This window comes from Streptomyces sp. NPDC048481, from assembly GCF_043200075.1.
In the GTDB taxonomy this organism is placed as follows: domain Bacteria; phylum Actinomycetota; class Actinomycetes; order Streptomycetales; family Streptomycetaceae; genus Streptomyces.
In genome coordinates, this window is record NZ_JBICXC010000008.1 from 316,162 (window position 1) to 341,014 (window position 24,853).

Below are 24,853 nucleotides of genomic sequence, written 5' to 3' on the forward strand. Positions count from 1 at the left end.
TCACCCGCCGTGGGTGCGCGCGGCGGGACCGACATGGGCCCGCGGAGCCGCGCTGAGGTGCTCGCCGATCTTCTTCACCAGCATGTTCATCTGGTACGCCACCACGCCGACGTCCGCGTTCCTGCCCGCCAGCACGACGAGGTGGGCGCCCGGACCGGCCGACGTGAGGATCAGGTAGCTGTTGGCCATCTCGATGAGCGCCTGGCGCACCGGACCGCCGCGGAAGTCCATGCTGACGCCCTTGCTGAGGCTCATCAGACCGGACGCGGTCGCCGCCAGCCGTTCCGCGTCCTCCCGCAGGAATCCGGTGGACTTGCTCACCACCAGACCGTCCTCCGAGAGCACGACGGCCTGGTTGACGTCGGCGACCCGGTCGACGAGACCGGTGAGCAGCTGGTCGAGCTGGGTGTTGGTACCGGGGAGGGAGGGTGTCATCGCGGTGTCCTTCATGAGCGGTCGGCGGGCGTGGTCGGGTTCTTGGCGGCGCCCGTGGCGCCTGAGGCGGTGACGGGCGGGCCGCCGTCCCGAGCGGCGGCCGTCCCCTGCGGCCCGCGGCACGGGACTTCGGCAGCACCGGCGCCTCCACCGGCGGCTTCGACGTCGCCGTCGGCGTCGGCGTCGGCGTCCGCTTCGGCGAGGGCCCGCCGGGTGCCGCGCTGGAAGCCGGCGAGGGAGGACGCCGCGCGCTCGGCGGTGAAATCGTCCGCGAAAGCGTCGTCCTCGGCGCGTCCGGCGCGGGCCGCGGCCGCGGCGTCGTCGCGCAACTCGGTGGCGAGGCTGGTCTGCGGTATCCGGCGGGGCAGCGACGGCGGCCCGCCGGGCCCGTCGGCCGAGTCCGCGACGGGCGCAGCCACGGAGACACCGGCAGGGGCAGAGGCCGAGGTCGTGGGTGAACCTGAGGACGGCGACGGCGACGGGGCGGACACCGGGGTACGTCCGTGCGGGCGGCCGACGTCGTCCTGCCCGGACCTGCCGTGTTCCCCCGACCGCTCCCGCGCCGGATCCTGTCGCCCGTCCGGGCCGGAGCCGTGCGAAATGTCCGCACCGTCGGGCCCGGCCGACGGCGCCCCGGACTCCTCCCGGGCCCCCGCGGACGCCGTGTCGTCGGCGTCGTCTCGCCCGGCGCCCGCCGGCGACCGGTCGTCGTCCGGCACGTCCTGGACCACGATGTCGTGCGGGAGAAGCACGATCGCGGTGGTGCCGCCGTACGGCGAGGAGCGCAGGGTCACGGCGATGCCGTGCCGGGTCGCGAGCCGGGCCACCACGAACATGCCCAGCCGCAGGTCGTCCGCCAGCGCCACCACGTCGAACTGCGGAGGCACCGCCAACTGCTCGTTGAAGGAGCCGTAGTCCTCCTCTGACATCCCGAGCCCGCGGTCCTCGACCTCGATCGCCAGCCCCCTGGCCACCAGCGTCGCCCGGACGCCGACCGGGGCCGGCGCAGGCGAGTAGGACGTCGCGTTGTCGATGAGCTCGGCCAGCAGATGGATGACGTCCGCCACCGCGGGCGGCGCGACGGCCACCTCCTCCTCGGTGTGCACCTCCACGCGCCGGTACTCGGCGACCTCACCGACGGCGCTGCGCAGGATGTCGACCAGCGCCACCGGCTCCGCCCAGCTGCGCCCCGGCCGGCCGCCGCTGATGATGACGAGGTTCTCCTCGTAGCGCCGCAACTGGCTCGCCGTGGAGTCGAGTTCGTACAGCCCATTCAGGACCTCGGGGTCCTGGTGCCGGCGTTCCAGCGCGTCGAGCTTGCTGAGCTGGAGGTTGACCAGGTTCTGGCTCTGCCGGGCGATGCCCAGGATGACCTTCTGGAAGCCGCGGCGCGTGTCGGCGAGTTCCACCGCGGTGTGCACGGCGGTGCGCTGCGCGGTGTTGAACGCCTTCGCCACCTGGCCGAGTTCGTCGCTGCCGTAGTCGAGCGGAGGGGTCTCCGCGTCCACGTCGACGGTCTCTCCCCGGTCCAGCCGGGCCACCACGTCGGGAAGCCGCTCGTGCGCCAGGCTCAGCGTGGCCATCCGCAGTCCGTGCAGCCGCCGTGACAGCGAGCGGGTGATCCGCCAGGACATGCCGATGCACACGACGAGGGCGAGGAGACCGCCGGCGCTCAGCGAGGCGGCCTTGATCAGCAGGCCGCGGGAGTCGTCCGCGCTGTGCCGCAAGAGGGCCGCCGTCTGTTCCCCGATGAGCTTGGCGTACTGGTCGGAGACGTCGATGAGCGCGGCCCGCCATGTCCTCTGCACGTCCGGCAGCACGATGTCGCCGTGTCCGCCCTGTTCGGCGCGGGCGGCGAGCACCCTGTCCTCGACGGCTTCCAGCGTCTGCCACTGGTAGCTCGTCAGGATCCGCTCGGTGTCGGCCTTCGCGTCACCGGTGAGGGAGGGGACGATCTGATCCTGCACCAGCCAGCGGCGGCTGTTCACCAACTGCGCGAACTTGGCCCAGGTCTTCTCGTCCATGCGGCCCCTGGGCCCCGCCAGGGTGAGCTGAAGATCCTCCTCGGAGACCAGCTCGGCCGCGTGCTCCAGCGCGACGAGCGGACCGGCCTGCGAGGTGAGGTCGCCGTCGTCGACCTGGGACAGCTCCTGGAACGCATGGATCTGGTCGTCGATGATGGACGTGTACTGGTCCAGGGCTTGCGCGGCGGTGATGTCGACGGGGTCGTCCACCTGACCACGGTAGTACTCCAGGCTGCCGACCGAGGCGACGACCGAGTAAAGCCGGTCACGGACACGGGCGGGCGCCTTCTGGATGTCGTCCGCCCGTGACACCAGTTCGGCGACCGCGTCGTCCGTCTTCGTGCGCTGGGCCTCCAGCGCGGCCCGGGACCCGCCGGGACCGGAGGCCAGCCAGACCGCCGACAGACTGCGCTCCCGCTGGAGCGCGAGCGTCGCCTCGGTGCCCATCGCGCCGGTGGACCTGCTCAGCTCCGTCTGTGCGCGCAGCCGCAGCCCCTCGGTGAACATCTGGGTCGTCGTCACACCCCACATGGCGGTGAGCGTGACGCCGGGCACCAGCGCCAGCAGGATCAGGGAGAGACGTATGGAGCCGAGACGGCGGCGCCGGGCGCCGGACCGAGGAGACATGGCCGTCCTAGGAGCGATCAGCGGGGGAGGGGGAAGAGGGGACGGGGAAGGAGCGAGGGGAGAGGGGCGGCGTGCGGTCAGCGGGTTCCGGCGGCGGCGAAGCCGGCGACCTGGGCGACGTTGGCCCGGGTGACGAAGGCGGGGCCGGTCAGCACGGGGGCCACACCGCCGCCGCTGACATTGCCGTTGGTCCGGTGCAGCCACAGTCCGTCGACGGCCAGGTACCCCTGGAGATAGGGCTGCTGGTCCACGGCGAACTGCACCCGGCCGTCGCGCACGGCTGTGACCAGGTCCTTGTTGAGGTCGAACGTGGCGACCTCGGCCTTGCTGCCGGCCTTGTCGGCGGCCTGCACGGCCGCGAGCGCGAACTGGGCCCCGTTGGTGATGACTTCGTCGATGTCGGGGTCCTGCCGCAGCCGTGTCGTCACGACGGCGGTCGTGGCGTCCATGTCCGTCCCGTCGACGTAGAGCATGTCCGTCTCACCGGAGAACGTCTTCTTCACACCGGCGCAGCGGGCCTCCAGGGCGACGTTGCCCCGCTCGTGGATGACGCACAGGGCGTGTTTGACGTGGAGGCCGTCGAGCTTGTCGCCGACGGCCCGGCCCGCGACGCTCTCGTCCTGGCCGAAGTATTCCAGCAGTCCCGCCGAACGCCACGCGTCGATACCGGAGTTGAGGCCGACCACGGGTATGCCGGCCGCCCTGGCCGCGGCCACCGGGGCCTTCATGGCCCGCGGTTTGGCGAGGGTCACGGCGATGCCGTCGACCTTGTCGCGGATCGCGTTGCGCACCAGGGCGGCCTGGCTCGCGCCGTCGGGGTCGCTGGCGTAGGCCAGGTCGACGCCGTCCTTGTCGGCCGCCGCCTCGGCGCCCTTGCGCACCAGCTCCCAGAAGGCGTCGTCCTCGGCGCCGTGGGTGATCAGGGCGATCCTGACGCGGCCGGCCGGGCCGCCCTCCCGGTCCGCGGCCGGGGCGGACGAGCCGGCGCCGGAGCAGCCTGCGAGCAGAAGACAGCACGCCGCGGCCAGGGCGGCGAGGCGCGGCGATCCAGGGACCGCGGAGGACCGGGGAAGGGGGAGGGGAGTGGTCATGGGGGGCTGCACCTCGCTGTGCGGCAGAGCAGAGGGACGGGCGAGCGGCACCGGTGCGAGGGGGTGGGCACCGGAGGGGAGACTTCCGTTGGCTCGGAGCCAACCGTGTGTGACCGCCGGTAGTCAAGTGAGCTACCACCGGGGGTGAGAGGCCGGTGCCGCATTGTGATCCGGGGTGCCCGCTGTATGGACCAGCAGGGCAAAGACGCAGGTGGGTTGACTGATCGTCAATGCGTGCGGGCATGGACCGCGGGCGCGACGCACGCGCGGGGGAATACGGGACGCACGAGGCACGCAGAGCGCGCAGGGCGTACGGCGCTCGGCGTGACGGGGTGGGGGTGACGGCGGTGGCGTGACGGCGGTGGCGTGACGGCCGGCGCCCAGGGGCACGAAGACCGGCGGGGCCGAAGGCGGCCCGCTTGCGTGAGTCGCCCGGCCCCGCCGGTGGATGTCGCCGTCCCGCTTACGCGGGCTTGCCCGTCTCGGGCAGATGGCCGCCCTTGTGGGCCGCGCCGACCGTCGGGCGGGCCTGCTCCTCCTCGCGCCGCTGACGACGGCTCCGGCGCGGTTCCTGGTCGGGAACCCAGCCGAAGGCGAGGGAACTGCCCACGGCGCCCAGCAGCAGTCCGACGACGAAGCCGCCGATGTTGGACGTGAGCCAGGTGCCCAGGGAGAGCAGGATCGCGATGATCGAGTAGAACAGCCGCTGGGTCGGGTTGAACAGGATCAGCAGACCGCAGAGCACCATCAGGGTGGGCAGGAGGTAACCCGCCAACCCCTGCATGCCGACGTGCAGGATGACCGGAAGCGGTGCCTTCATGGTCACCAGGATCTCCGCGCCGCCCAGGACGAGCAGCACGCCGCCCGCGAAGGGCCGGTGGCCCCTCCACCCGCGGAAGCGGTCCCGCCACTGGGTGAAGGTCATTACTTGCAGCCCTCGCTGGAGAAGCTCATCTTCAGTCCGGGGAGCTTGAAGACGGCGGCGGTGGCCGCGTAGTTGTGCTGGTACAGGTTCTTGATGACGACGGTGTCGGCCTGCTGGCCGTAGACGCCCGCGGGGCCCTGGATCGGGACCTTGTCGAAGGTGCTCGAGTCGCGGCCGATCTCGATGTTGTTGAACTCGGCGTCACCGGTGATCTGGTCGGAGTCGATGGCCAGGTTCTTCACGCTCACCGGGGTGTTCCCGCCGCCGGCCTTCAGCACGAGCTGGATGCCGCCGAGGTCGACGCTCTGGCACATGTTGGTGATCTTGCCGTTCTTCACGACCGAGGTGACGACCAGGACCTGGCCGCCGGTGTCGCCCTGGTTCGGGCTGTTCTCGATCATGTTGTCCAGGCCGCCGAACTGGGCGAAGCCCTCGCCGTCGAGCCTGTCGGCGGTGACGACGAACGGCATGCCGGAGATCGCGAACTGCACGCCCAGCGCGCCCTGCGCGGTGAGCACCGCGAGGCCGGCGGCGACGAAGGTGGCGGGCACCGCCATCACGGCGGCCCGGCGCAGCCGCACTCGGCCGCGTCTCTCGGTGGAACCGCTTTCGGGGTTCTCGGGGGTGTTGTCGGCGGACGACGTGACGTCCGGGGACGAGGCCATGTCTGCTCCCATGCGCTAAGTCATGCGGGTTGGGCTTCAGTGGCGCGTTGTCCTGGCGCGGACAGCGGCTGCGGCGTACGTCTCCTTGCGACTCCCGGAAGCCGCAAGGGCTTTCACGTTACGCAGCAGTAGCCGTCGAGGAAGTTACCGATGGTTACACCATGCGGTCAAGGGAGATGTGGAAAAAGAGTGTTCATTCTGTGCCACCTGCGGACCAGTGGCCGACCGGCCTGATCTTTTTCATCTGTCGGTCCATCAAGTTCCTTTGCAGCTATTGACGTTGACCGAACATCAGGTCTACAACTCTCCTGGCCCAGCCCGGATCCGTGGCGCCGGATCCGCAGCGCGGCGTCAAGCTCCGCGCTCCCGGACGTCTTTCCGCCAGGACGGGCCCTCAGCCCGGGCTCGATCCCTTCACGGCACCGGCCGGAACCGCTTCCCCCCGCGGCCCCGGCCGATCGCCCTCTGTGCCCGGCCCGGCCGGGGCACTCACCAGTGCCTCCGGCCGGTCACCGGTCGCTCGCCGTTGCCGGTCCGTCACGTACGGAGAAGGCGTCACGGGCCGGCGGCGGTGGACGCCGAACGCGTCCCCCGGGTTGCTCCCATGCAACGCGCCGGTTTCCCCGTCCTACCGACCAACCCCCCTGCAATACATCCCCCCTTGAGAAAGAGGCACCCCCATGCGCACCCGCTCCCGCACCCTCCTCGCCGTCGCCGGCGGCGTCGCCGCCCTGTCCCTCGCCGCCGTCACCCCGGCCTCCGCCGCGGGCGCCGTCCTGACGACCGCGAACGGCGACGTCGCCGTCGGTGACGTCCTCAACGCGTCCCTGGCCTCCGGCACGACCGCCACCCTCTACTCCAGCGCGACCGGCACCAGCGGCGTCTCCTGTGCCTCGTCCGCCTTCAGCGCCACCGTCACCGACAACCCCGCCGCGCCCGGCGTCGCCACCGAGTCGCTCACCGGGCACTCCTTCGGCAGCTGCACCGCCAACGTGCTCGGCGTGCTCGGCGTCACCGGCGTCACGGTCAACAACCTGGCCTACACCACCAGCGTGGGCTCGGACGGCTCCGTGACCGTCACCCCGGCGGCCGGCTCCACCATCCAGACCACGGTCGTGCTGCGCACCCTGCTCGGCAGCATCAACTGCGTCTACCAGGCTCCGAGCCTGACCGGCGTCGCGAGCAACGACGACAACAGCATCACCTTCACCGGCCAGCACTTCACGAAGACGTCCGGCTCGTCGCTCTGCTTCGCCAACGGCTACTTCACCGCGAAGTACGCCCCGGTGACCGACGCGGGCGAGGTCGTCACCGTCAACTGAACGCCGCCGAGCGCGGCTGACCCCGGCACGGGCGGACCGGTTGCGGCCCGCCCGTGCCCGGGCGCCTCGTCCGGATGAGGCCGGGCAGCGTACGACTTCCGGGTGCGCGGACGGCCGACGTCCGCACACCCGGACTTCCGTGTGCGCACCCTCCGTCCGGCCGAAATACCTTGTGCGCACGGGAGTTACCGGGCCCGCCGGTCCATCGGGCTCACAGCTGCCCGGGTCCGCCCGGGTCCACCGGGCTCAGCGCCGGCGCAGCCGCACGGCAAGGGCGGTCCCGCCGGTGAGGGCCAGCACCGCGGCGGCACCCCCCGCCAGGACCGGCGCCGACGGACCGGAGCCGGACGCGGACCTCGTCCCGGACGCCGCCGGCGTGCTCCGCGGGGCGGCCGCCGCGGCGCGCGCCGACGCGGGCGACGGTGACGGCGACGCGGACGCGTAAGGGCTGCCGGACGCCGGCGAAGGCGTCGCGCTGCCCGGCGCCTTCGGCGTGGCCGCAACCGGCGTCCTGCTCGCCGTCCCGCCCGTCGGCCGCCCTCCCGGCCCGCCCTGCGCGGCCGGCGCCGGGAACACCACGTCCGAGCAGGAGTAGTAGGTGTCGGGCGTGCTGCTGTTCTGCCAGATGGTGTAGAGCATCTGACGGCCCGTCCGATCAGCGGGCAGCTTCGCCGTGAAGCGGTAGGCGCCGTTCGTCAGCTTCGGGTCCTTGACCTCGGCGAACGGCCGCTGCGGCAGATCGGACCAGGCGAGCGGCTTCGACGGGTCGTACCCCGGCTTCGTCAGATACATCTTGAACGTGCCGCTGTGCGCGATCGTCGAGGCGTACGTCATGCGCAGCGTCCCGCCCGGCGACACCCTCGTCGACGGCCAGTCGGCGCGGGCGAGGTCGAGGCCGCGGTAGGCGGACAGTCCGCCGCTGCACAGCCGTCCGTCCGGGATCGTCTGCCGGTCGCGGCCGTTCACGTTCGCCACCCGCAGGTTGTCCCAGGCCGCGAATGAGGAGCCGTTCGTCTCGACGGCAGCCCGGCAGGCCGCCGTCCGGGCGGCGGCGCCGCCGTCGGGGGAGCAGGCGTACACCCGGCTGACCGGATCCGTCGGAGCGCCGTGCGCCTGGGCCGGCGCGGCGGCCCACAGGGCCAGGACCAGCGGACTCACGGCGGCGGCCGCCAGGGCTGCGGTGCGGTGTGCGGTCGTGCGGGGCATCGGGGACGTCTCCTCGGCCGGCGCGGGAACGGTCTGCCGTGAGTACGGGAATCCGCACCGCCGCGTTCAGGGGCCCGTTCGCCGGTGAACACCCTCGCTCTTGGCGAATGCGCCCGAATCGACCGGGAACCGCCGGTTCCCCGTGCGACGCGAGCCGTTCGCGCCTTGGTTGCACGTGTCATCGCCTCACCTTCGGGGCCGGTGCCCCGGTTCGACACCCCAGAAACCGCACACCCCGTCTCTTTCGATGGCCGTCCGGACTGTGCCACTGGTACGTTTCTGTCGGGCGCGCACTCCCGCGGAGGGCGTTCCCGGCGGGCAAGTCCGGTCGTCGCCAGGGGAGTCGGCGGCTCTCGCGGCCTTGCCGTCAGTACCGCATGGTGAGTTATCGTGTACGTGCGGTAGCAAAAAACGGCACGACCCGTTCTTTACCGGCCCGGGAGAGTATCAGCCGATGGCGAGGCAGTTACGCGCGGAACAGACCCGCACGGCGATCATCACGGCCGCCGCCGACCTGTTCGACCGGCGCGGCTACGAGTCGACCAGCCTGAGTGACATCGTCACGCACGCCCATGTCACCAAGGGGGCCCTCTACTTCCACTTCGCGGCGAAGGAGGATCTGGCCCACGCCATCATGGAGTTGCAGTCCCAGGCCGCCCGCCGGGTCGCCGGCGAGATCGACGACCGCGACTGCGCGTCCCTCGAAGCCCTGATGCGGTTGACGTTCGCTCTGACCAGGCTGTCGGTCGAGGGGCCGATCGCCCGCGCCGGTCTGCGGCTCGCCACCGGGCAGGTGGCCGTCCGGCCGCCCGTGCCGCACCCCTTCGCGGAGTTGCTGGACCTGGTCTCCCGGCGACTCGGCGGCGCGGTCAAGGAGTCCGACATCCACCAGGACGTCGACGTGGACGCCGTGGCCCACTCCCTCGTCTGCTTCTTCGTCGGCACCCGGGTCGTCGGCCGCTCCCGCGAACCCGTCGTCCGGCTGCCCCGCCGGATGTCCGAGATGTGGTACGTCCTGATCCGGGGGCTGGTGCCGGTGCCGCGCCGCCCGCGCTATCTGACGCTCGCCACCCGGCTGGAACGGGAGATCATGGCGGCCGTCTGAGACCGGCCGACAGGGGAACGGCCGGAGCGCGCCACGACGGGCGCGGGCGCGAGCGGCTCCGACGCGCCATGACGCCGTCCGGGCCGCCGCGCTGTGCGCCGGGGCCGTGAGGCCGCCGGTCGGAGCCGCCGCGCTACCGTGAGCCGCATGCGTCCCCACCCCGCCCCGCCCGTGATCCTCGGCAACGAACCCGGTTCGTTCCCCCGCAGCGTGCTCGCCGAACGGCACCCGGCGATCATCCGGCAGGTACGGGACGCCTTCCCCTACGGGCCCGAGGCCCACGAAGCGCTGGACGCGCTGGCGGCCTCCTGCGCGCGGGGCGTCGTCGAACCGCTGCCCGACGACGCGCACGACCGCGGCCGCTGGCGGGACTGGGGGCTCGACGACCACGTCGGCCGGTCCTGGTTCGACGTGCCCTGGCTGTGGTCGGAGAGCTACTTCTACCGCCGGCTCCTCGAAGCGGTCGGGTACTTCGGCCCCGGCCCGTGGGCGGGCATCGACCCCTTCCGCCCGTTCAAGCTCGCCGAACTCGAAGGGGACGAGACCGACCGGGAACTGGCAGCGCTCGACGCCCTCGCGGACCGCACCGCCGAAGAACGGGGCCGCGCCCTGCTCCACGGATCCCTGTGGGGCAACCGTGCCGACCTCGGGTTCCGGCTGTCCGACGGCGAGGCCGAGGGACGGGCCGCCGTCCCCGGCCTGGTCGCCGACGACGGCGAGGAACTGTGGTCCCTCCTGGACGCCACGGACGCGGGCGAGGGCCGGACCGTGTGCCTGGTGGCCGACAACGCCGGCCGCGAACTGATCCCCGATCTCCTGCTGTCGGCCCACCTCCTCGAACACGGGCGGTGCGACCGCGTCGTCCTGCATGTCAAGCCGTACCCCTACTACGTGTCCGACGCGACGACGGCCGACGTCGTCGACGCGCTGCGGAGGCTGACCGGCGCCTCGGGGGCGGCCGCCGGCCACGGCCGGCGTCTGTGGGCGGCCATGGCCGACGGCGCCCTGACGGTCCGCGCCCACCCCTTCTCGGCCGCGCCGCTGCCGTTCGCACGGATGCCCGACGACCTGCGCGCCGAGTTCGCGCAAGCGGCCCTGACGATCGTCAAGGGCGACCTCAACTACCGCCGTCTCGTGGGCGACTCCAGGTGGGAGCCCACCACTCCGTTCGCCGACGTGACCGCCTGCTTCCCCGGCCCGGTCGTGGCCTTGCGCACGCTGAAGTCCGACGTGATCACCGGGCTCGACGCCGCCACCGAGGCCGCGTTGACCGCCGCCGAGGGACAGAGCTGGCGGACCGGCGGAACGCACGCGCTGATCCAGCTGCGGACCTGACCCCGCCGCCCCCCCCGCCCGAAGCGCACGCCCACCGCCCGACGGTTCACCGATCTCCGCCGGTTCACGCGATGGTGTGATCATGTGCCGTGCCGCGGATGGCCCTGAGAACCCCCGGGTAGGGCCCGGCCATGACGCAACCGTTCGAACTCCCGCAGTTCTACATGCCGCATCCCGCGCGGCTGAACCCGCACCTCGACCAGGCGCGGGCCCACTCCACCCGGTGGGCGCGCGACATGGGCATGCTGGAGGGGTCCGGGATCTGGGAGCAGTCCGACCTGGAGGCCCATGACTACGGCCTGCTCTGCGCGTACACCCACCCGGACTGCGACGGGCCCGCGCTGTCGCTGATCACCGACTGGTACGTGTGGGTGTTCTTCTTCGACGACCACTTCCTCGACATGTTCAAGCGCACCCGCGACCGTGCGGCCGGCAAGGCCCATCTGGACCGGCTGCCGCTGTTCATGCCGCTGGACCTGGCCACACCCGTGCCCGAGCCGCGCAACCCGGTGGAAGCGGGCCTGCACGACCTGTGGACGCGCACCGTGCCGGACATGTCCGAGGACTGGCGGCGCCGTTTCGCCGTGGCGACGGAACACCTCCTCAACGAGTCGATGTGGGAGCTGTCCAACATCGACGAGGGGCGGATCGCCAACCCGGTCGAGTACATCGAGATGCGGCGCAAGGTGGGCGGCGCGCCCTGGTCGGCGGGGCTGGTGGAGTATGCGACCGCCGAGGTGCCGGCCGCGGTCGCCGGGACGAGGCCGCTCAGGGTGCTGATGGAGACCTTCGCCGACGCCGTGCATCTGCGCAACGACCTGTTCTCCTACCAGCGCGAGGTCGAGGACGAGGGCGAGAACAGCAACGGCGTGCTCGTCCTGGAGAGGTTCTTCGGCTGCACCACCCAGGAGGCCGCCGACACCGTCAACGACATCCTCACCTCCCGTCTGCACCAGTTCGAGCACACCGCGTTCACCGAAGTGCCGGCGGTGGCGCTGGAGAAGGGGCTCGGCCCCGACGAGACCGCCGCGATCGCCGCCTACGCCAAGGGGCTCCAGGACTGGCAGTCCGGCGGCCACGAGTGGCACCTTCGCTCCAGCCGCTACATGAACAAGGGCGCGGTCACCGGACCGCCCTGGCGGAAGCCCACCGGCCCGGGCACCTCCGCCGCCGACGTCGGCGCCCTCCTCGCGTCGACGGCCGCCACGGGCACGCCCCTCACGCCGTTCGGGACGCGCGGACGACTGCGCGCGTACGCGCACGTGCCGTTCCAGAAGGTCGGCCCGTCGCTGCTGCCCGACTTCCACATGCCCTACCGGGTGGAACTGAGCCCGCATCTGCAGGCGTGCCGCCCGCGCCTGAAGGCGTGGTCGCACCAGGTGGGCATCCTGGCGGAGGGCGTCTGGGACGAGGACAAGCTCGACGCCTTCGACCTCGCGCTGTGCTCGGCCGGCCTCGACCCGGACGCCACCCCCGAAGCGCTCGACCTCAGCTCCCGGTGGCTCGCCTGGGGCACCTACGGCGACGACTACTACCCGCTCGTCTTCGGCGGCCGCCGCGACCTCGCCGCCGCCCGCCTGGCGACGACCCGCCTGTCGGCCTGCATGCCGGTGGACGGCGAGCCGGCGTCCGTCGTCCCCGTCAACGCCATGGAGCGCGGCCTGCTCGACCTGTGGGCGCACACCACCGCCGCCATGACCCCCGACCAGCGCCGCACCCTGCGCGACGCGGTCGACGTGATGACCGAGAGCTGGGTGTGGGAGCTGTCCAACCAGCTCCAGAACCGTGTCCCCGACCCGGTCGACTACCTGGAGATGCGCCGCGCCACCTTCGGCTCCGACCTCACGCTGAGCATGTGCCGGACGGGCCGGGGCCCCGCGATCCCGCCGGAGGTCTACCGCAGCGGCGTCGTCCGCGCGCTGGAGAACGCGGCCATGGACTACGCGTGCCTCACCAACGACGTCTTCTCGTACCAGAAGGAGATCGAGTACGAGGGGGAGATGCACAACGCGATCCTCGTCGTGCAGAACTTCTTCTGCTGCGACTACCCGGCGGCGCTGGGCGTCGTCCATGACCTGATGACCCAGCGCATGCGGCAGTTCGAGCATGTCGTCGCGCACGAACTGCCCGTGCTGTACGACGACTTCGACCTGTCTGCCGAAGCACGCCGGGCGATGGGGGGCTACGTGGCGGACCTGCAGAACTGGCTGGCCGGCATCCTGCACTGGCACCGCGAGGTCGACCGCTACAAGCCCGCCTTCCTGGCCCGCCGCACCCACGGCTTCCTGCCGGACACCGCCCCGCCGGCCCCGGTCCTCCCACCGGCCCGGCCCTCGCACCCGGCCCGGCCGCTGGCCCCCGTCCCGCACCCGTCCTACGCCGGCTGACGCGTCCTGCGGGCCGCGTGCTCGACCGCGGCCCGCGCCAGCGCCCGGACGACCGGATGCGGGCGCGAGCCGTCGCCGGACAGCTCCGGCTGGAACAGGGAGGCCATGAAGAAGGGGTGGCCCGGCAGTTCGGCCACCCGGGGCAGGCCGTCCTCGTCGTGGCCGGTGAAACGCAGTCCGTGGGCCCGCAGCGTGTCGAGGTGGCGGGCCGGCCCGTACGCGCAGAAGTAGCGCTCGACCGTCCGTCCCGAGCCGATCAGGGAGTACGCCAGCGAATCCGGTTCCAGCGTGACGACGCCCTCGTGGCCGACGAGGGAACACGCCAGCGGTGCGATCAGCGGGTCCTCGGCCTCGGGGTCGTTCTCGGCGTGCGCGGCGTCCGCCAGCCCGCAGACGTTGCGCGCGTACTCCAGGAGCGCGTGCTGGAAACCGCCACAGGTGCCCAGGAACGGGATGCCCTCCTCGCGCGCCGTGCGGATCGCCGACAGCACGCCGGCCTCACTGCGGTAGGGGCTGCCCGGCACCGCCCACACCGCGTCGAACCCGCGTACCGCGCCCACGCCCTCGGCCTCCTCGGACGAGATCCAGTAGGCGTCCAGGACCAGCCGGTCCCGGGAGGCGAGAGCGTCCAGCAGGAGCGGTACACGCATGTGCGAGACGACGTTGGGGGAGCGGTCGCCGACCAGGGCGACCCGCGCGATCTGAGCTGCGGTGTCGGTCATGACGCCCATCCTCGGCGCGCCCCCGGCTTCAGGTCCAACGATGGTTCCTGCACCCTCGATAAGCAGAGCTGATGACGCTCTGCGATCCTGCGCGCATGGACCCGCACCTGCTGCGCACCCTCGTCGCCGTCGCCCGCCTCGCCTCCTTCTCCGAGGCCGCCCGCGAGCTCGGCTACACCCAGTCGGCCGTCTCCCAGCACATCGCCGCCCTCGAACAGGACCTCGGCGCCCCCCTGCTCACCCGCCGTCCCGTAGCCCCCACCGCGGCCGGTGAACGGCTCCTCGAACACGCGGGCCCCCTGCTGCTGCGCCTGGACGCCGCCCGCGCGGACGTCGTCCGGCTGGCCCGCACCCCGCCGAACGGGCTGACCCTGGCCGCGTCCCCGACCGCCCTCACCCCCACCGCGCTCGCCGCCCTCCCGCCCGCCGGCGTCACCCTGCGCGTGCTCGGCCGCGACGGCGTGCCCGCCGCGGTCGCCGACGGCACCGCCGACCTGGGGCTCGTCGACGGGCTGGCCGCGCCCAGCGACCCGCTCCGGCTGCCCGACGTCGCACCGCTGACCACGTACGGCGCCGGCGAGGAGCCGGTCGGCGTGCTCCTGCCCGGCGACCACCCCCTCGCCGGGCGCTCCGGCCTGCGCCTCGGCGACCTCGCCGACGCCCGCTGGGTGGACGCGCCGGACGCCGGGCTGCCGCTGCCCCAGCTGCGCGCGGCCAACGGCGGCCACGGCTTTCGGCCGGCCCTGCGCTACGAGGGCGCCGACGTCCGCGTCCTGACCGCCCTGACCGCGGCCGGCCACGGACTGGCCCTGCTGCCCCGGTCGACGGCCGCGGGCTTCGCGGGCACGGTCGTCGTCCCGCTCGTCGAACCGCGGGTGGTGCACCGGATCGAGCTGGTGAGCGCGGGCGCGCCCGCGGGCGCGGCGCGAGCGCTGACGGAGGCGCTGTCCCCGCGCGCGTGAGCGGATGAACGTGCGAGGGCGGGACGCGCCTTTCCGGCCGGTGCCGACGCCGTCCGGACCGGGTCAGTCTCACTCGTTCGTGGCTCGTCGTGCGCGGGCGCGCCGGGTAGGGCATCAGCCGGAGGCGATCCATGGAACGACAGACAGCGTTGCGTCCCAAACGGCTGCCCGGCCAGGAGCCGCCCGGCGGCCGCTCCGGCCCCGGCGACCCGGCCCCGCGCCCGTGCGCCGTGCACCCGCGGGGCGGCAGGCCGACGACCCTGCTGTCCGGCCTGCTGGCCGGCATCGTCCTGGTGCTGTCCGGGGTGGGACTGGGCGCCGCCGGGACGACCGTCATCGGAACGGGCGCACTGGCCGAGCTGCGGCGACAGGCGGAACCGGGCACCCGGACGGCCCCGACGGGACAGCCGGCAGAGGAGGGACGGCCGGGCCGGGCGGGCGAGTCGGCCCGGAGAGGGCCGGGTGCCGACGCGGGGCGGGGGGCCGCTGCCCGGCCGTCCGCGCCGCCGCTCCCGCTCTCCGGGGCGTCGTCGCGGCCCGTCCGGGCCACGCTGGGGCTGGAGGCGGTGGACGCCCGGAAAGCGGGGGCCAGGATCGTCGCCGTCCATGTGCCCGGCCCCGGTTACACCGCGGGCCTGGTCCGCGGCGACGTCCTGGTGCGGTTCGACGGCGTCGGCATCGACTCGGCGACGGACCTCGCCCACGCGGTCGACGCGGCACGCCCCGGCAGGGCGGCGCACCTCACGGTCTGCCATCGGGACGGTGCGTGCCGGGCGCTGACGGTGACCCCCGGAGTCGTCACCTGAGACGCCCGGTACGACGACGGGCGGCGCACGGACGACGTGGAGGCACGAAGACCGGCGGACTGGGGGCCGTTCGGCCCCCGCCGCCGCTGCCGGGAAGCGCCGCAACCTCGTCAATCGGCTCGCGAGACCCTCGCCGGACAGGCAGGATGCTGCCCGTGGCCGTCGTGCGGGCGGCGCTCCGTCCGGACGACCGCCACGCCCCCGTCGCCACGTCCTTCCAGGGAGGCCCGGATGACCGGCACCGCCCCCGCGCCCTTCACCGCCGACGACTACCGGGCTCGCATGGCGCGTGCCGCGGGCGAGGCCGCCGAGGCCGGACTCGACGGCCTCCTCGTGGCGCCGGGCCCCGACCTCGTCTGGCTCACCGGGTACGCGCCCACCGCGGTGACCGAACGGCTCACGCTGCTCGTCCTCGCCGCCGGCCGTGACCCCGTCCTCGTCGTGCCCGCCCTGGAGGCCCCCGACGCCGCGAAGGCGGTGGGCGCCCCGGCGCTCACCCTGCGCGACTGGACCGACGGCAAGGATCCCTACGCCGTCACCGCCGGCCTGCTCGACGCCGACGGCCGGTTCGGGATCAGCGACAACGCCTGGGCGATGCACCTGCTCAGCATGCAGAAGGCCCTGCCCGCCGCCTCCTACGCCTCGCTCACCCAGGCCCTGCCGATGCTGCGCGCGGTCAAGGACGCGGCCGAACTGGAGCTGATGGCGGCCGCCGGCGCGGCCGCGGACCGGGCGTTCGAGGAGATCCGGCGGCTCCCCTTCGCCGGACGCCGCGAGACGGAGGTCGGCGCCGACCTCGCGGATCTGCTGCGCCGGTTCGGACACTCCCAGGTCGACTTCACCATCGTCGCCTCGGGACCCAACGGCGCCAACCCGCATCACGAGGTCGGCGATCGTGTCATCGAGCACGGCGACATGGTCGTCCTCGACTTCGGCGGCCTCAAGGACGGCTACGGCTCCGACACCTCCCGCACCGTCCACGTCGGCGAGCCGACCGAGGAGGAGCGCCGGGTGCACGACCTCGTCCGCGAGGCGCAGGAGGCGGGCTTCCGGGCGGTGCGGCCCGGTGTCGCCTGCCAGGAGATCGACCGGGCCGCCCGCGCGGTCATCGCCGACGCCGGATACGGCCCCCACTTCATCCACCGCACCGGCCACGGCATCGGCGTCACGACCCACGAGCCGCCGTACATGATCGAGGGCGAGGAACAGCCCCTCGTGCCCGGGATGTGCTTCTCGGTCGAGCCGGGCGTCTACCTGCCCGGCCGGTTCGGGGTGCGCATCGAGGACATCGTCACCGTCACCGCGGACGGCGGCCGCCGTCTCAACGACACCACCCGCGAGCTGGTCATAGTGGACTGACCCGCACCAGGAGTTTCCGGCACCCACCCGAACGGCGACGGCGCGACCCATGACCCAGGCACCGACACCCACCGCGGACACCGTCCGCCGACTGGTCCGCGCGCTCCTCAGGGAGAGCGGCCCCGGCGGTCCGGGCCCGGACGTACGGCCCGTCGCGGAGAACGGTCCGCGCACCACATGGTGGGTCGGCCGCCGCCATGTGCTGCATCTGGCCCCCGACCGCGAGACCGGCGTGCGCCGTCTGCGCGAACTGCGGCTGCGCGACCTCGTCCGCCCGCACGTCCCCGTGGCCCTGCCGGCCTGTGTCGCGCACGGCGAGTGGTCGCCCGGCCTGGTGTACACCCTCGACACGCGGCTGCCGGGCGGCACGGCCGAGGAGCACGACGTCTCGGCCGTCGGCGAGGCCGACCTCGCGGCGCTGCTCGGCGGGCTGCGGGAGGTCGCCCCCCGTGCGGCCGAGGCGCTCGGGGCGCCGCGCACCGCCCCGCGCTCGCTGGAGGCGCTGCGCCGGATGGCGGTGGCCGCCGCGCGGGGCCTGGCACGGGCCGACGAGTTCGACCCCGCCCGCCTGAACCAGCTGACCCCGCCCGGCGCGGCGCAGCTGGCCGCCCAGCCCGCCACGGCCGTCCTCGTCCACCACGCCCTGCGTGGCGAGCACCTCGTGGTGAGCGCGGACGGCAGGGTGCGCGGGGTCCTGGACTGGACCGAGGCGGTCGTGGGGGATCCCGCGGAGGACATCGCGGGCCTCGCCCTGGCCGTCGGCTCCGGCGCCGCCGTGCGGGCCGCCACCCTGGCCGGCTACGGCGCCCGCCCCTGTCTGCGTGGCCTGTGGCTCGCCCGCTGCGACAGCGTCGTCCGGCTCGCGGAACACGTCGCGGAGGGCGGGCCCGCCGGGCGGGACCCGGAGGCCGTCTCCCTCTGGCGCACCCGGCTGGGGCGGGCCTGGGAGGCGATCCTGCTGGAACGGGTGACCGAGCTGCGCGAGGACGGAGAGAGCGGGGAAGGCCGTGAGCGCGGAGAGGGCCCGCCGGACGACGAGCCGTGACCCCCCGGCCCGCCCTCCCTGGATCCCGACGGCGCGCCACCGGCCCGACCACCGGCCCGACCGCCGGGCCGCCCCCCGCCGGCCCGTCGGCCGGCCCGTGGCAGGCCTCGCGCCCGGCGGGCGGATCAGTCCTGTTCGAGGACCACGCACGACTCGCCCGGCAGGTGCAGCAGACCGTCCGGGCCCGGCGCGTCCACCGGGTCCCAAGCGGCCAGCACCCGGGCCGGGCGCGGTCCGAGCGGGATCGCGGCCGGCTCCTTGCCGAGGTTGACGGCCACCCGGACGTCGCCGCGCCGGAAGGCCAGCCAGCGGGCCTGCGCGTCGTAGGCGACCTTGATGTCGGCCAGGTCGGGGTCGGTGAGGTCGGCCTGCGTGTGCCGCAGGGCGATCAGCTCGCGGTACCAGGCCAGCACACGCGCGTGCGGCTCGCGCCCCGGTTCGGACCAGTCCAGGCAGGAGCGCTCGCGGGTCGCCGGGTCCTGGGGGTCGGGCACGTCCTCCTCGGCCCAGCCGTGAGCGGCGAACTCCCGGCGCCGGCCCCGCCGCACGGCCTCGGCCAGCTCGGGGTCGGTGTGGTCGGTGAAGTACTGCCACGGCGTGCCCGCGGCCCACTCCTCGCCCATGAACAGCATCGGCGTGAACGGGGCGGTCAGCGTCAGCGCGGCGGCGCAGGCCAGCAGGCCGGGGGAGAGGGACGACGAGAGACGGTCGCCCAGGGCGCGGTTGCCCACCTGGTCGTGGGTCTGGGAGTAGCCCAGGAGCCGGTGCGCCGGCATCCGGGAGCGGTCCAGCGCACGGCCGTGACGGCGGCCCCGGAAACCGGAGTAGGCGCCGTCGTGGAAGAAGCCGCCGGTGAGGGTCTTGGCGAGGGCGGCGAAGGGGTCGCGCGCGAAGTCGGCGTAGTAGCCCTGGGACTCGCCGGTGAGCGCCGTGTGCAGGGCGTGGTGGAAGTCGTCGTTCCACTGCGCGTGCAGGCCCAGGCCGTTCTCCCGGCGCGGGGTGATCATCCGCGGGTCGTTGAGGTCGGACTCGGCGATCAGGAACAGCGGCCGGCCCGTCTCGGCGGCGAGCGCGTCCACGGCCGCCGACAGCTCCTCCAGGAAGTGGCACGCGCGCGTGTCGGCGAGAGCGTGCACCGCGTCCAGCCGCAGTCCGTCCAGCCGGTAGTCGCGCAGCCAGGCCAGCGCGCTGTCCAGCAGATAGGCGCGCACCTCGTCGGAGCCGGGCGCGTCCAGGTTGACGGCCGCCCCCCAGGGCGTGTGGTGCGTGTCGGTGAAGTACGGGCCGAACTCGGGCAGGAAGTTCCCGGACGGGCCCAGGTGGTTGTGCACCACGTCCAGGACCACGCCGAGACCGAGTTCGTGGGCCCGGTCGACGAACCGCTTCAGCGCCTCGGGGCCGCCGTACGGCTCGTGCACCGCCCACGGCGACACCCCGTCGTATCCCCACCCGTGCCGGCCCGGGAAGGCGCACAGGGGCATCAACTCGACGTGCGTGATGCCGAGTCCGGCGAGATGGCCGAGCCGCCCGGCGGCGGCGTCGAGGGTGCCCTCGGGGGTGTAGGTGCCCACGTGCAGCTCGTAGAGGACCGCGCCGGGCAGCGGACGTCCGGGCCACTGCGCGCGCCAGGGGTGGCGCCCGTGGTCGACGACGGCGCTGAGCCCCTCCGGGCCGTCCGGCTGGCGGCGGGAGCGCGGGTCGGGCCTGAGGGGGCCGTCGTCGAGCGCGAAGCCGTACCGGGCGCCGTCCCCGGCCTCCGCCTCGGCGGTCCACCATCCCGGCCGTCCGGGATCGCTCTGCATCGCGTGCGTGACGCCCTCGCACTGGAGCGTCACACGTTCGGCCTGCGGTGCCCACACCTCGAACTGCACGGACGGTTCCCCTTCGTCTGTTCACCGTGATGGAGCGCGTCGTCGTCCATCGTGCTCCCTGGGAGATCGATCCGCTTCGGGAACACTCCCGATTCTCCCCGCGCGCGGGGAGAATCGGGAGTGTTCCCGATTCTCCCCGCGCGCGGGCGGCGGCGTTTTCCCGTCTTCTGGACACCCGGGGTTTCGCTGACCGACAATCACCAGCGTGACGTCGTCCTTCGAGTTCAACACGTACCCCGCGCGGCTGTCCGACGTGGAGCGCGACCGGGCGCTGAAGGTGCTGCGTGACGGCGTCGCCATGGGGCGTCTGTCGCACGACACGTTCATCCGGCGCATGGAGCTGGCCCTGGCGGCACGCCGCTCGGACGAGCTGGCCGTCCTCACCGCCGACCTGCCCAAGGAGAGCCGCCTCTCGCGGGTGGTCTTCGGCAGCGTCGAGGCGGTCTCGGGCTTCACCGTCCGGCTGCGCCGGGCCTGGCAGGCCGAGCGGTTGCCCAAGCTGCTGCTGCCGCACCCCGGCACCGAGCAGGCGCTGCGCATCGGCCGCGACCCGGCGAGCGGCCTGCGGCTGACCCACGACAGCGTCTCGCGGGTGCACGCCGAGCTGAGCCGGCAGGGCGGGATGTGGGTGCTGCGCGACCTCGGCTCGACCAACGGGACGACCGTCAACGGGCGCCGGGTCATCGGCGCGGCCGTGGTCCGCGAGGGCGACCAGGTCGCCTTCGGCCGCACGGCGTTCCGTCTCTCGGTGACCTGAACCGGCGCGGATCCCGCCCGCGTCGCCGTGCGTCACGCGTGCGTCCCGCTTCCGCGGGCTTCTGCCGGCTTCTGCCGCGATCCGCGCGGGTCCGGCTGCCGGCCGCGGCCAGGCTCGTTCAAGTCCCTTGCGACAAAGCCGTGTTGACGTACCGCTGGCCCATGACTCACTGTGCGTACACGGGACACGTTCGGTGAACCGACGGCGCCGCCCTGTGGAGGTGTGCCCTGCCGCTCCTCCGCTACCCGACCGTGGACGACCTCGCCGCCCGCGCGGCCGCGATCGCCGCCCGCGGCCGAGGGGACGTCCGGCTGCACCGGGTGGGCGACTCCCGTGAAGGCGCACCGCTGTGGCTGCTGCGCGTCGGGCGCGGCGACCGCCAGGCCCTGGTCGTGGCCGGACCGCACGCCAACGAGCCGGTCGGCGGCGCGACCGTCCTGCGGCTGGCCGAACGCCTCCTGGCCGACCCGCGGGCCACGGCCGACGCCGACGCCACGTGGAACCTGCTGCTGTGCCTGGACCCCGACGGCCTGCGCCGCAACGAGGGCTGGCTGTCCGGCCCCTACCGTCTGGACCGCTACTTCCGGCACTTCTACCGGCCCGGCTTCCTGGAGCAGCCCGAGTGGCTGCCCGACGGGCCGGCGGCGGCGGCGCTGCCGGAGACCCGCGCGCTGCTGAGGCTTCAGGACGAACTGAAACCGTTCCTCCAGTGCTCCCTGCACGGCGTCGACGTCGGCGGCGCCTTCGTCGAACTCACCGACGACCTGCCCGGACTGGCCCGGCGGACCGGCCACGCGGCCGCCCGTCTCGGCATCCCCCGCGAGTTCGGGCCCTACGACACCCTGTACTGGCCCCGGCTGGGACCGGCCGTCTACCGGATCCCCGCGCCGCGCAGAGGCGCGGTGACCGCCGCCGGGGAGGCCGCGGTCGAGTCGACCTGGCACCATCCGCGCCGGCACGGCACCCTCACGGCCGTCGTCGAGGCGCCCATGTGGGGCGTGCCGGGCGTGCAGGACGCCTCCCGCCCGGCCGACCGGGACGCCGTGCTGCGCTCCGTGAGCCAGGCCCTGCGCCACGACTGCGGCCTGCTGTCGGACATCCTCGACCGCGCCCGGCCCCACCTCCTCGACGTCCCCGACGCCGCCCGGCTGCTGGCCCCCGTCGACGACCACCTGAAGGTGTGCCCCGGCCTCGCGGACGCCTGGGACCCCGCCACCGCGGACCCCGCCCGGCCGCTCCCGCCGCTCGGCACCGCCCATCTGACCGCCCTGCGCATCGCGGGCCGCCGGATCGCCCTGCGGACGGCGGGGCTGCTGCACCGGCTCGTCACCCGCGCCGGACACGACCCGTCCGGCGCGCTGCCGCGGCTGGACGCGCTCATCGACGCGGGCTGCGCCGAATACCGGGACGGGTGCGGGGCGCGCTGGATCCCCGTCGCGCGCCAGGCCGAGTACCAGACGCGGGTCGTGCTCGCCGCGTTCGAACTGGCCGCCCGCACCACCGCCGGACCTGCTCCGGCCCGTTCGGGTGAGTCGGACTGGGGTGCGCGGCCCGCCGTGCCGATGCACCGGGAATGACGAACTTCTCCGACTCCCCCCACGCGTCCCCGGCCCCGGCCCCGTTCCCGTCTTCGTCTCCGTCGCGCTCCCGTGCGGCGAGGGCCGCGCGGCGCGCCCTGCCGGCGGCCACCGCCGCCCTCCTCCTCGCCGTGGGCGCCGCGCCGGCCCTCGCCGGCTCGCAGGACGCCCTCCCCGGCAACTGGCTCCAGCTCACCGTCACCCGCGGCGACGCCCGCTCCAGCGACACCCGCGGCACCCTGCTGATGTGCGACCCGCCCCAGGGCCACTCCCGGGCGGCGGAGGCCTGCGACGTGCTGGCCAGGGCCGACGGCGACGTCGACGCCGTCCCCGGCGACGGCGAGCGCGTGTGCCCGCTGGTGTACGCGCCGGTGACCGTCCGGGCGCAGGGCCGGTGGAACGGCCGCGCGGTCGACTACCGGCACACCTTCAGCAACGACTGCGAGCGCGAGGCGCTGACCGGGGCCGTGTTCGCCCTGGACGACGAGCAGGTGCCCGAGGTCTGAGCGCAACCGGCTCCCGCGGCACACGCACGCACGCGTGTGGGTGCCGCGGCCGCCCTGTTCCGCGCACCGGCCGGGCGCGTCAGGCCGCGCCCTCGCGGGCGTGCAGCGCCGCCGCGACGACCGTGCGCGACTGGTGCTCCACCTGGTGCTCCAGAGGCACCCAGCGGGCCCGGAAACGGTCGGCGAACGCGTCGCTCCAGGTCTCCACGAGCTGCTCCAGGCGCGGGGCCGCGTGGTCGTCGCTCTCCTGGAGCACCCGCCACAGCATCGCCGCCGCCCGCAGCGGCAGCCGCCGGGCGAACGCGTCCACGCTGCCGACGTAGGCCATCGTGGTGCCGGCCGGGGGAGTGTGGGTCCAGTCCGACGCGAGCCCCGGCGCCAGCTCCAGCACCCATCTGGCCGCCCGCAGCAGCGGCCCGTCCGCGCCCTCCAGACGCGGCAGCGCGTCGGCGAGGACGCGCTCCACCTCCGTGACGTCGCGCAGCAGCCGCCGGGCCAGCCGCCGGATCGCCGCGGCCGGGGCGGGGTGCGGGGCGGGATCGTCCACCATGTCGCTCGCCCACATCGGCACCTCCACCACGGCCGTCAGGCCGCCGTAACGGTGCGCGTGGTACCAGGTGCTGTGCCGTGCGTCGTCCGGCATGCTCGGATAGGCCGCCTCCGCCCCGGCGGCCGGCATCACATGCACGCCCGGCCCGGACGCGGGCCAGCCCGCGGCGTCCGAGGCGCCCGTCTCCACCGGAATGTGCAACTGCGCCGCCGACTTGGCGAACGGCTCTGCCAGACCCGGGATGTCCTTCGTGAGCTGCACCCAGCTGCCGCCCAGGTCGGTGCCGTGCAGGGTCACCTGGAGATAGGGCCGCAGCTCGTCGATGACCCGGGTCAGCGCGCGGGTCTCGGGCGGCAGACGGTCCGGCGGCAGCACTGCCGGCGACCACTCCGGCTGCTCGGGGCCGGCGGGCCGGAAGAAACCGAGGTGGTACTCCAGCAGGCTGCGCGGGGCCGGGGTGACGTGCAGGCTGGCCCCGTCGGGGTCCGCGCAGAGCAGGAAGTGCCAGGACGTGCCGTCCCGCAACTCCCGCTCGGACAGCACCCGTTCGGCGAGCGCCAGCAGGGTGCAGCCCCCGGTCGGCTCGTTCGCGTGGGCGCCGGCGACGACCAGCACGGCCCGTCGGGCATGGCCCACGGACAGCAGGTGCAGAGGCCGGCCCGCCCGGGAGACCCCCACCTGTCGCAGCCGGCAGACGCCGCGTTGCTCCAGGGCCAAGGCCCGGGCAGAAGTGGTCAGTTCGGTCACCGTGGGGTAGCGCAGCTCCGGCAGGAGACTCACCCCCGTTTTCGTCCGCCCGGCCTTCGCCCCCGCAGTACCCCACGGCCGCTGGGAACTGTCAAGAACGCCCGCGGAAGGCTCCGGGGGGCGCTCGGATGCGCGCGCGCCGACGGCGACGACGTGACCCGCCACCACCGCCCGCCCCGCCCCGCGGACGCCTGCCCTCCGCCCGGACCGGCACGTACGCCCCGCCCGGACCGGGACGCCCGCCCGGCCCACCGCCGGCGGTCGGCGCGATCGCCGCCGGCCGCGCCGTGGCGGCATCGGATCCACCGGCCACGGCAGCGATACGGCGACGGCAATGCGGGCCCAGACGGCCGCCACCCCCCACCCCGATGACGCCGGCACCCGGTCACGCCGACTGCGCCGGTCACCCGGTCACGCCGACTGCGCCGGTCACTCCGACCGCGGCGAGCGCGCCGGTTACGCCCGCCGGGCGACTGCGCCGGTCACGTCCGTCACGCCGACTGCGGCGAGCGCGCCGACCGCGCCGCCTGCCGCGCCAGCCGCGACGCTCATCCCAGCCCCGCAACCGCGCCAACCGCGATACCCCGACGGCCCAGCCGGCGGCGCCCCCCCCACCCCGGTCACGCCGACTGCGCCGGTCACCCCGACCGCGGCGAGCGCGGCGGTTACGCCCACCGGCTCGACTGCGCCGGTCAGGCCCGTCACGCCGACCACGCCGACCGGGTCAGCCCCGATGCTCACCCCGGCCACCCCGGCCACCCCGACCGCGGCGGTCACGCCGACCGCGTCAGCCGCGACGCTGACGCTGCTCACCCCGACGGCACCCGTC

The 24,853-nt window shown here is 74.1% G+C and carries 21 protein-coding genes; 11 read left to right on the forward strand and 10 right to left on the reverse strand.

Annotated elements, in window-relative coordinates; translation table 11 throughout:
- From ACGFSH_RS24730 to ACGFSH_RS24750, 5 genes are all read right to left on the reverse strand, one after another.
- Nucleotides 1-435 carry a roadblock/LC7 domain-containing protein gene (locus ACGFSH_RS24730; RefSeq protein WP_393352203.1) on the reverse strand — a complete coding sequence of 145 codons (435 nt, stop codon included), beginning with the start codon at nucleotides 433-435 and terminating at the stop codon, nucleotides 1-3.
- Between the two features lie 11 nt (nucleotides 436-446).
- The gene (locus ACGFSH_RS24735; RefSeq protein ID WP_393352205.1) at nucleotides 447-3,086 is read right to left on the reverse strand and encodes a nitrate- and nitrite sensing domain-containing protein; all 2,640 of its coding nucleotides are present in this window, start codon (nucleotides 3,084-3,086) and stop codon (nucleotides 447-449) included.
- Between the two features lie 77 nt (nucleotides 3,087-3,163).
- Complete coding sequence (locus ACGFSH_RS24740) at nucleotides 3,164-4,177, reverse strand: substrate-binding domain-containing protein (RefSeq protein WP_393352208.1); 1,014 nt, start codon at nucleotides 4,175-4,177, stop codon at nucleotides 3,164-3,166.
- Between the two features lie 463 nt (nucleotides 4,178-4,640).
- A complete protein-coding gene (locus ACGFSH_RS24745) occupies nucleotides 4,641-5,102 on the reverse strand; it encodes a DUF6114 domain-containing protein (RefSeq protein WP_393352210.1) in 462 nt (153 codons plus the stop codon).
- Entirely contained in the window at nucleotides 5,102-5,767 is a 666-nt protein-coding gene (locus tag ACGFSH_RS24750) for a DUF6230 family protein (protein WP_393352212.1), read from the reverse strand. The genes ACGFSH_RS24745 and ACGFSH_RS24750 overlap by 1 nt, the downstream gene beginning before the upstream one ends.
- A 680-nt stretch (nucleotides 5,768-6,447) precedes the next feature.
- Between ACGFSH_RS24750 and ACGFSH_RS24755 the strand changes: the two genes are divergently transcribed.
- On the forward strand, nucleotides 6,448-7,089 hold the full coding sequence (locus tag ACGFSH_RS24755) for a Tat pathway signal sequence domain protein (protein WP_393352214.1): 642 nt from the start codon (nucleotides 6,448-6,450) through the stop codon (nucleotides 7,087-7,089).
- Nucleotides 7,090-7,335: 246 nt separating this feature from the next.
- Here ACGFSH_RS24755 and ACGFSH_RS24760 read toward each other — a convergent pair whose 3' ends face one another.
- Nucleotides 7,336-8,295 carry a lytic polysaccharide monooxygenase gene (locus tag ACGFSH_RS24760; protein ID WP_393352216.1) on the reverse strand — a complete coding sequence of 320 codons (960 nt, stop codon included), beginning with the start codon at nucleotides 8,293-8,295 and terminating at the stop codon, nucleotides 7,336-7,338.
- Between the two features lie 454 nt (nucleotides 8,296-8,749).
- On the opposite strand from ACGFSH_RS24760, the gene ACGFSH_RS24765 reads away from it, so the two are divergent.
- The 3 genes from ACGFSH_RS24765 (at nucleotide 8,750) to cyc2 (ending at nucleotide 13,122) form a co-directional block, all read left to right on the forward strand.
- Nucleotides 8,750-9,400, forward strand: a complete 651-nt coding sequence (locus ACGFSH_RS24765; RefSeq protein ID WP_393352218.1) for a ScbR family autoregulator-binding transcription factor — start codon at nucleotides 8,750-8,752, stop codon at nucleotides 9,398-9,400.
- Between the two features lie 147 nt (nucleotides 9,401-9,547).
- Nucleotides 9,548-10,735 carry a damage-control phosphatase ARMT1 family protein gene (locus ACGFSH_RS24770; RefSeq protein WP_393352220.1) on the forward strand — a complete coding sequence of 396 codons (1,188 nt, stop codon included), beginning with the start codon at nucleotides 9,548-9,550 and terminating at the stop codon, nucleotides 10,733-10,735.
- Nucleotides 10,736-10,866: 131 nt separating this feature from the next.
- Entirely contained in the window at nucleotides 10,867-13,122 is a 2,256-nt protein-coding gene (gene cyc2 / locus ACGFSH_RS24775) for a germacradienol/geosmin synthase Cyc2 (protein WP_393352222.1), read from the forward strand.
- Here cyc2 and ACGFSH_RS24780 read toward each other — a convergent pair.
- Nucleotides 13,110-13,844, reverse strand: a complete 735-nt coding sequence (locus ACGFSH_RS24780; RefSeq protein WP_393352224.1) for a hypothetical protein — start codon at nucleotides 13,842-13,844, stop codon at nucleotides 13,110-13,112. The two genes, cyc2 and ACGFSH_RS24780, sit on opposite strands and share 13 nt — an antisense overlap.
- A 95-nt stretch (nucleotides 13,845-13,939) precedes the next feature.
- On the opposite strand from ACGFSH_RS24780, the gene ACGFSH_RS24785 reads away from it, so the two are divergent.
- From ACGFSH_RS24785 to ACGFSH_RS24800, 4 genes are all read left to right on the forward strand, one after another.
- Nucleotides 13,940-14,806 (forward strand): LysR family transcriptional regulator, encoded by an 867-nt coding sequence (locus ACGFSH_RS24785; RefSeq protein ID WP_393352226.1) that lies wholly within the window; start codon nucleotides 13,940-13,942, stop codon nucleotides 14,804-14,806.
- Nucleotides 14,807-14,937: 131 nt separating this feature from the next.
- Entirely contained in the window at nucleotides 14,938-15,612 is a 675-nt protein-coding gene (locus ACGFSH_RS24790) for a PDZ domain-containing protein (protein ID WP_393352228.1), read from the forward strand.
- Nucleotides 15,613-15,843: 231 nt separating this feature from the next.
- Nucleotides 15,844-16,971, forward strand: a complete 1,128-nt coding sequence (locus ACGFSH_RS24795; protein ID WP_393352230.1) for an aminopeptidase P family protein — start codon at nucleotides 15,844-15,846, stop codon at nucleotides 16,969-16,971.
- 49 nt (nucleotides 16,972-17,020) lie between these two features.
- A complete protein-coding gene (locus tag ACGFSH_RS24800) occupies nucleotides 17,021-18,016 on the forward strand; it encodes an aminoglycoside phosphotransferase family protein (RefSeq protein ID WP_393352232.1) in 996 nt (331 codons plus the stop codon).
- A gap of 125 nt (nucleotides 18,017-18,141) precedes the next feature.
- On the opposite strand, the gene treZ is transcribed toward ACGFSH_RS24800, so the two are convergent.
- Nucleotides 18,142-19,887 (reverse strand): malto-oligosyltrehalose trehalohydrolase, encoded by a 1,746-nt coding sequence (treZ, locus tag ACGFSH_RS24805; protein ID WP_393352233.1) that lies wholly within the window; start codon nucleotides 19,885-19,887, stop codon nucleotides 18,142-18,144.
- A gap of 205 nt (nucleotides 19,888-20,092) precedes the next feature.
- On the opposite strand from treZ, the gene ACGFSH_RS24810 reads away from it, so the two are divergent.
- The 3 genes from ACGFSH_RS24810 to ACGFSH_RS24820 all read left to right on the forward strand — a co-directional run bounded on the left by ACGFSH_RS24810 (nucleotide 20,093) and on the right by ACGFSH_RS24820 (nucleotide 22,727).
- Nucleotides 20,093-20,644, forward strand: coding sequence for an FHA domain-containing protein (locus tag ACGFSH_RS24810; RefSeq protein WP_393352235.1), 552 nt, complete (start codon nucleotides 20,093-20,095; stop codon nucleotides 20,642-20,644).
- A gap of 251 nt (nucleotides 20,645-20,895) precedes the next feature.
- Entirely contained in the window at nucleotides 20,896-22,221 is a 1,326-nt protein-coding gene (locus tag ACGFSH_RS24815; protein WP_393352237.1) for a M14 family zinc carboxypeptidase, read from the forward strand.
- Entirely contained in the window at nucleotides 22,218-22,727 is a 510-nt protein-coding gene (locus ACGFSH_RS24820) for an SSI family serine proteinase inhibitor (RefSeq protein ID WP_393352240.1), read from the forward strand. The genes ACGFSH_RS24815 and ACGFSH_RS24820 overlap by 4 nt, the downstream gene beginning before the upstream one ends.
- Nucleotides 22,728-22,806: 79 nt before the next feature.
- Here the strand turns inward: ACGFSH_RS24820 and ACGFSH_RS24825 are convergent, their stop codons facing one another.
- Nucleotides 22,807-24,057, reverse strand: coding sequence for a M14 family zinc carboxypeptidase (locus ACGFSH_RS24825; protein ID WP_393352242.1), 1,251 nt, complete (start codon nucleotides 24,055-24,057; stop codon nucleotides 22,807-22,809).
- Nucleotides 24,058-24,480: 423 nt separating this feature from the next.
- Nucleotides 24,481-24,837: a hypothetical protein gene (locus ACGFSH_RS24830; RefSeq protein WP_393352245.1), complete on the reverse strand. Its 357-nt coding sequence runs from the start codon at nucleotides 24,835-24,837 to the stop codon at nucleotides 24,481-24,483.
- Between the last annotated feature and the right edge of the window lie 16 nt (nucleotides 24,838-24,853).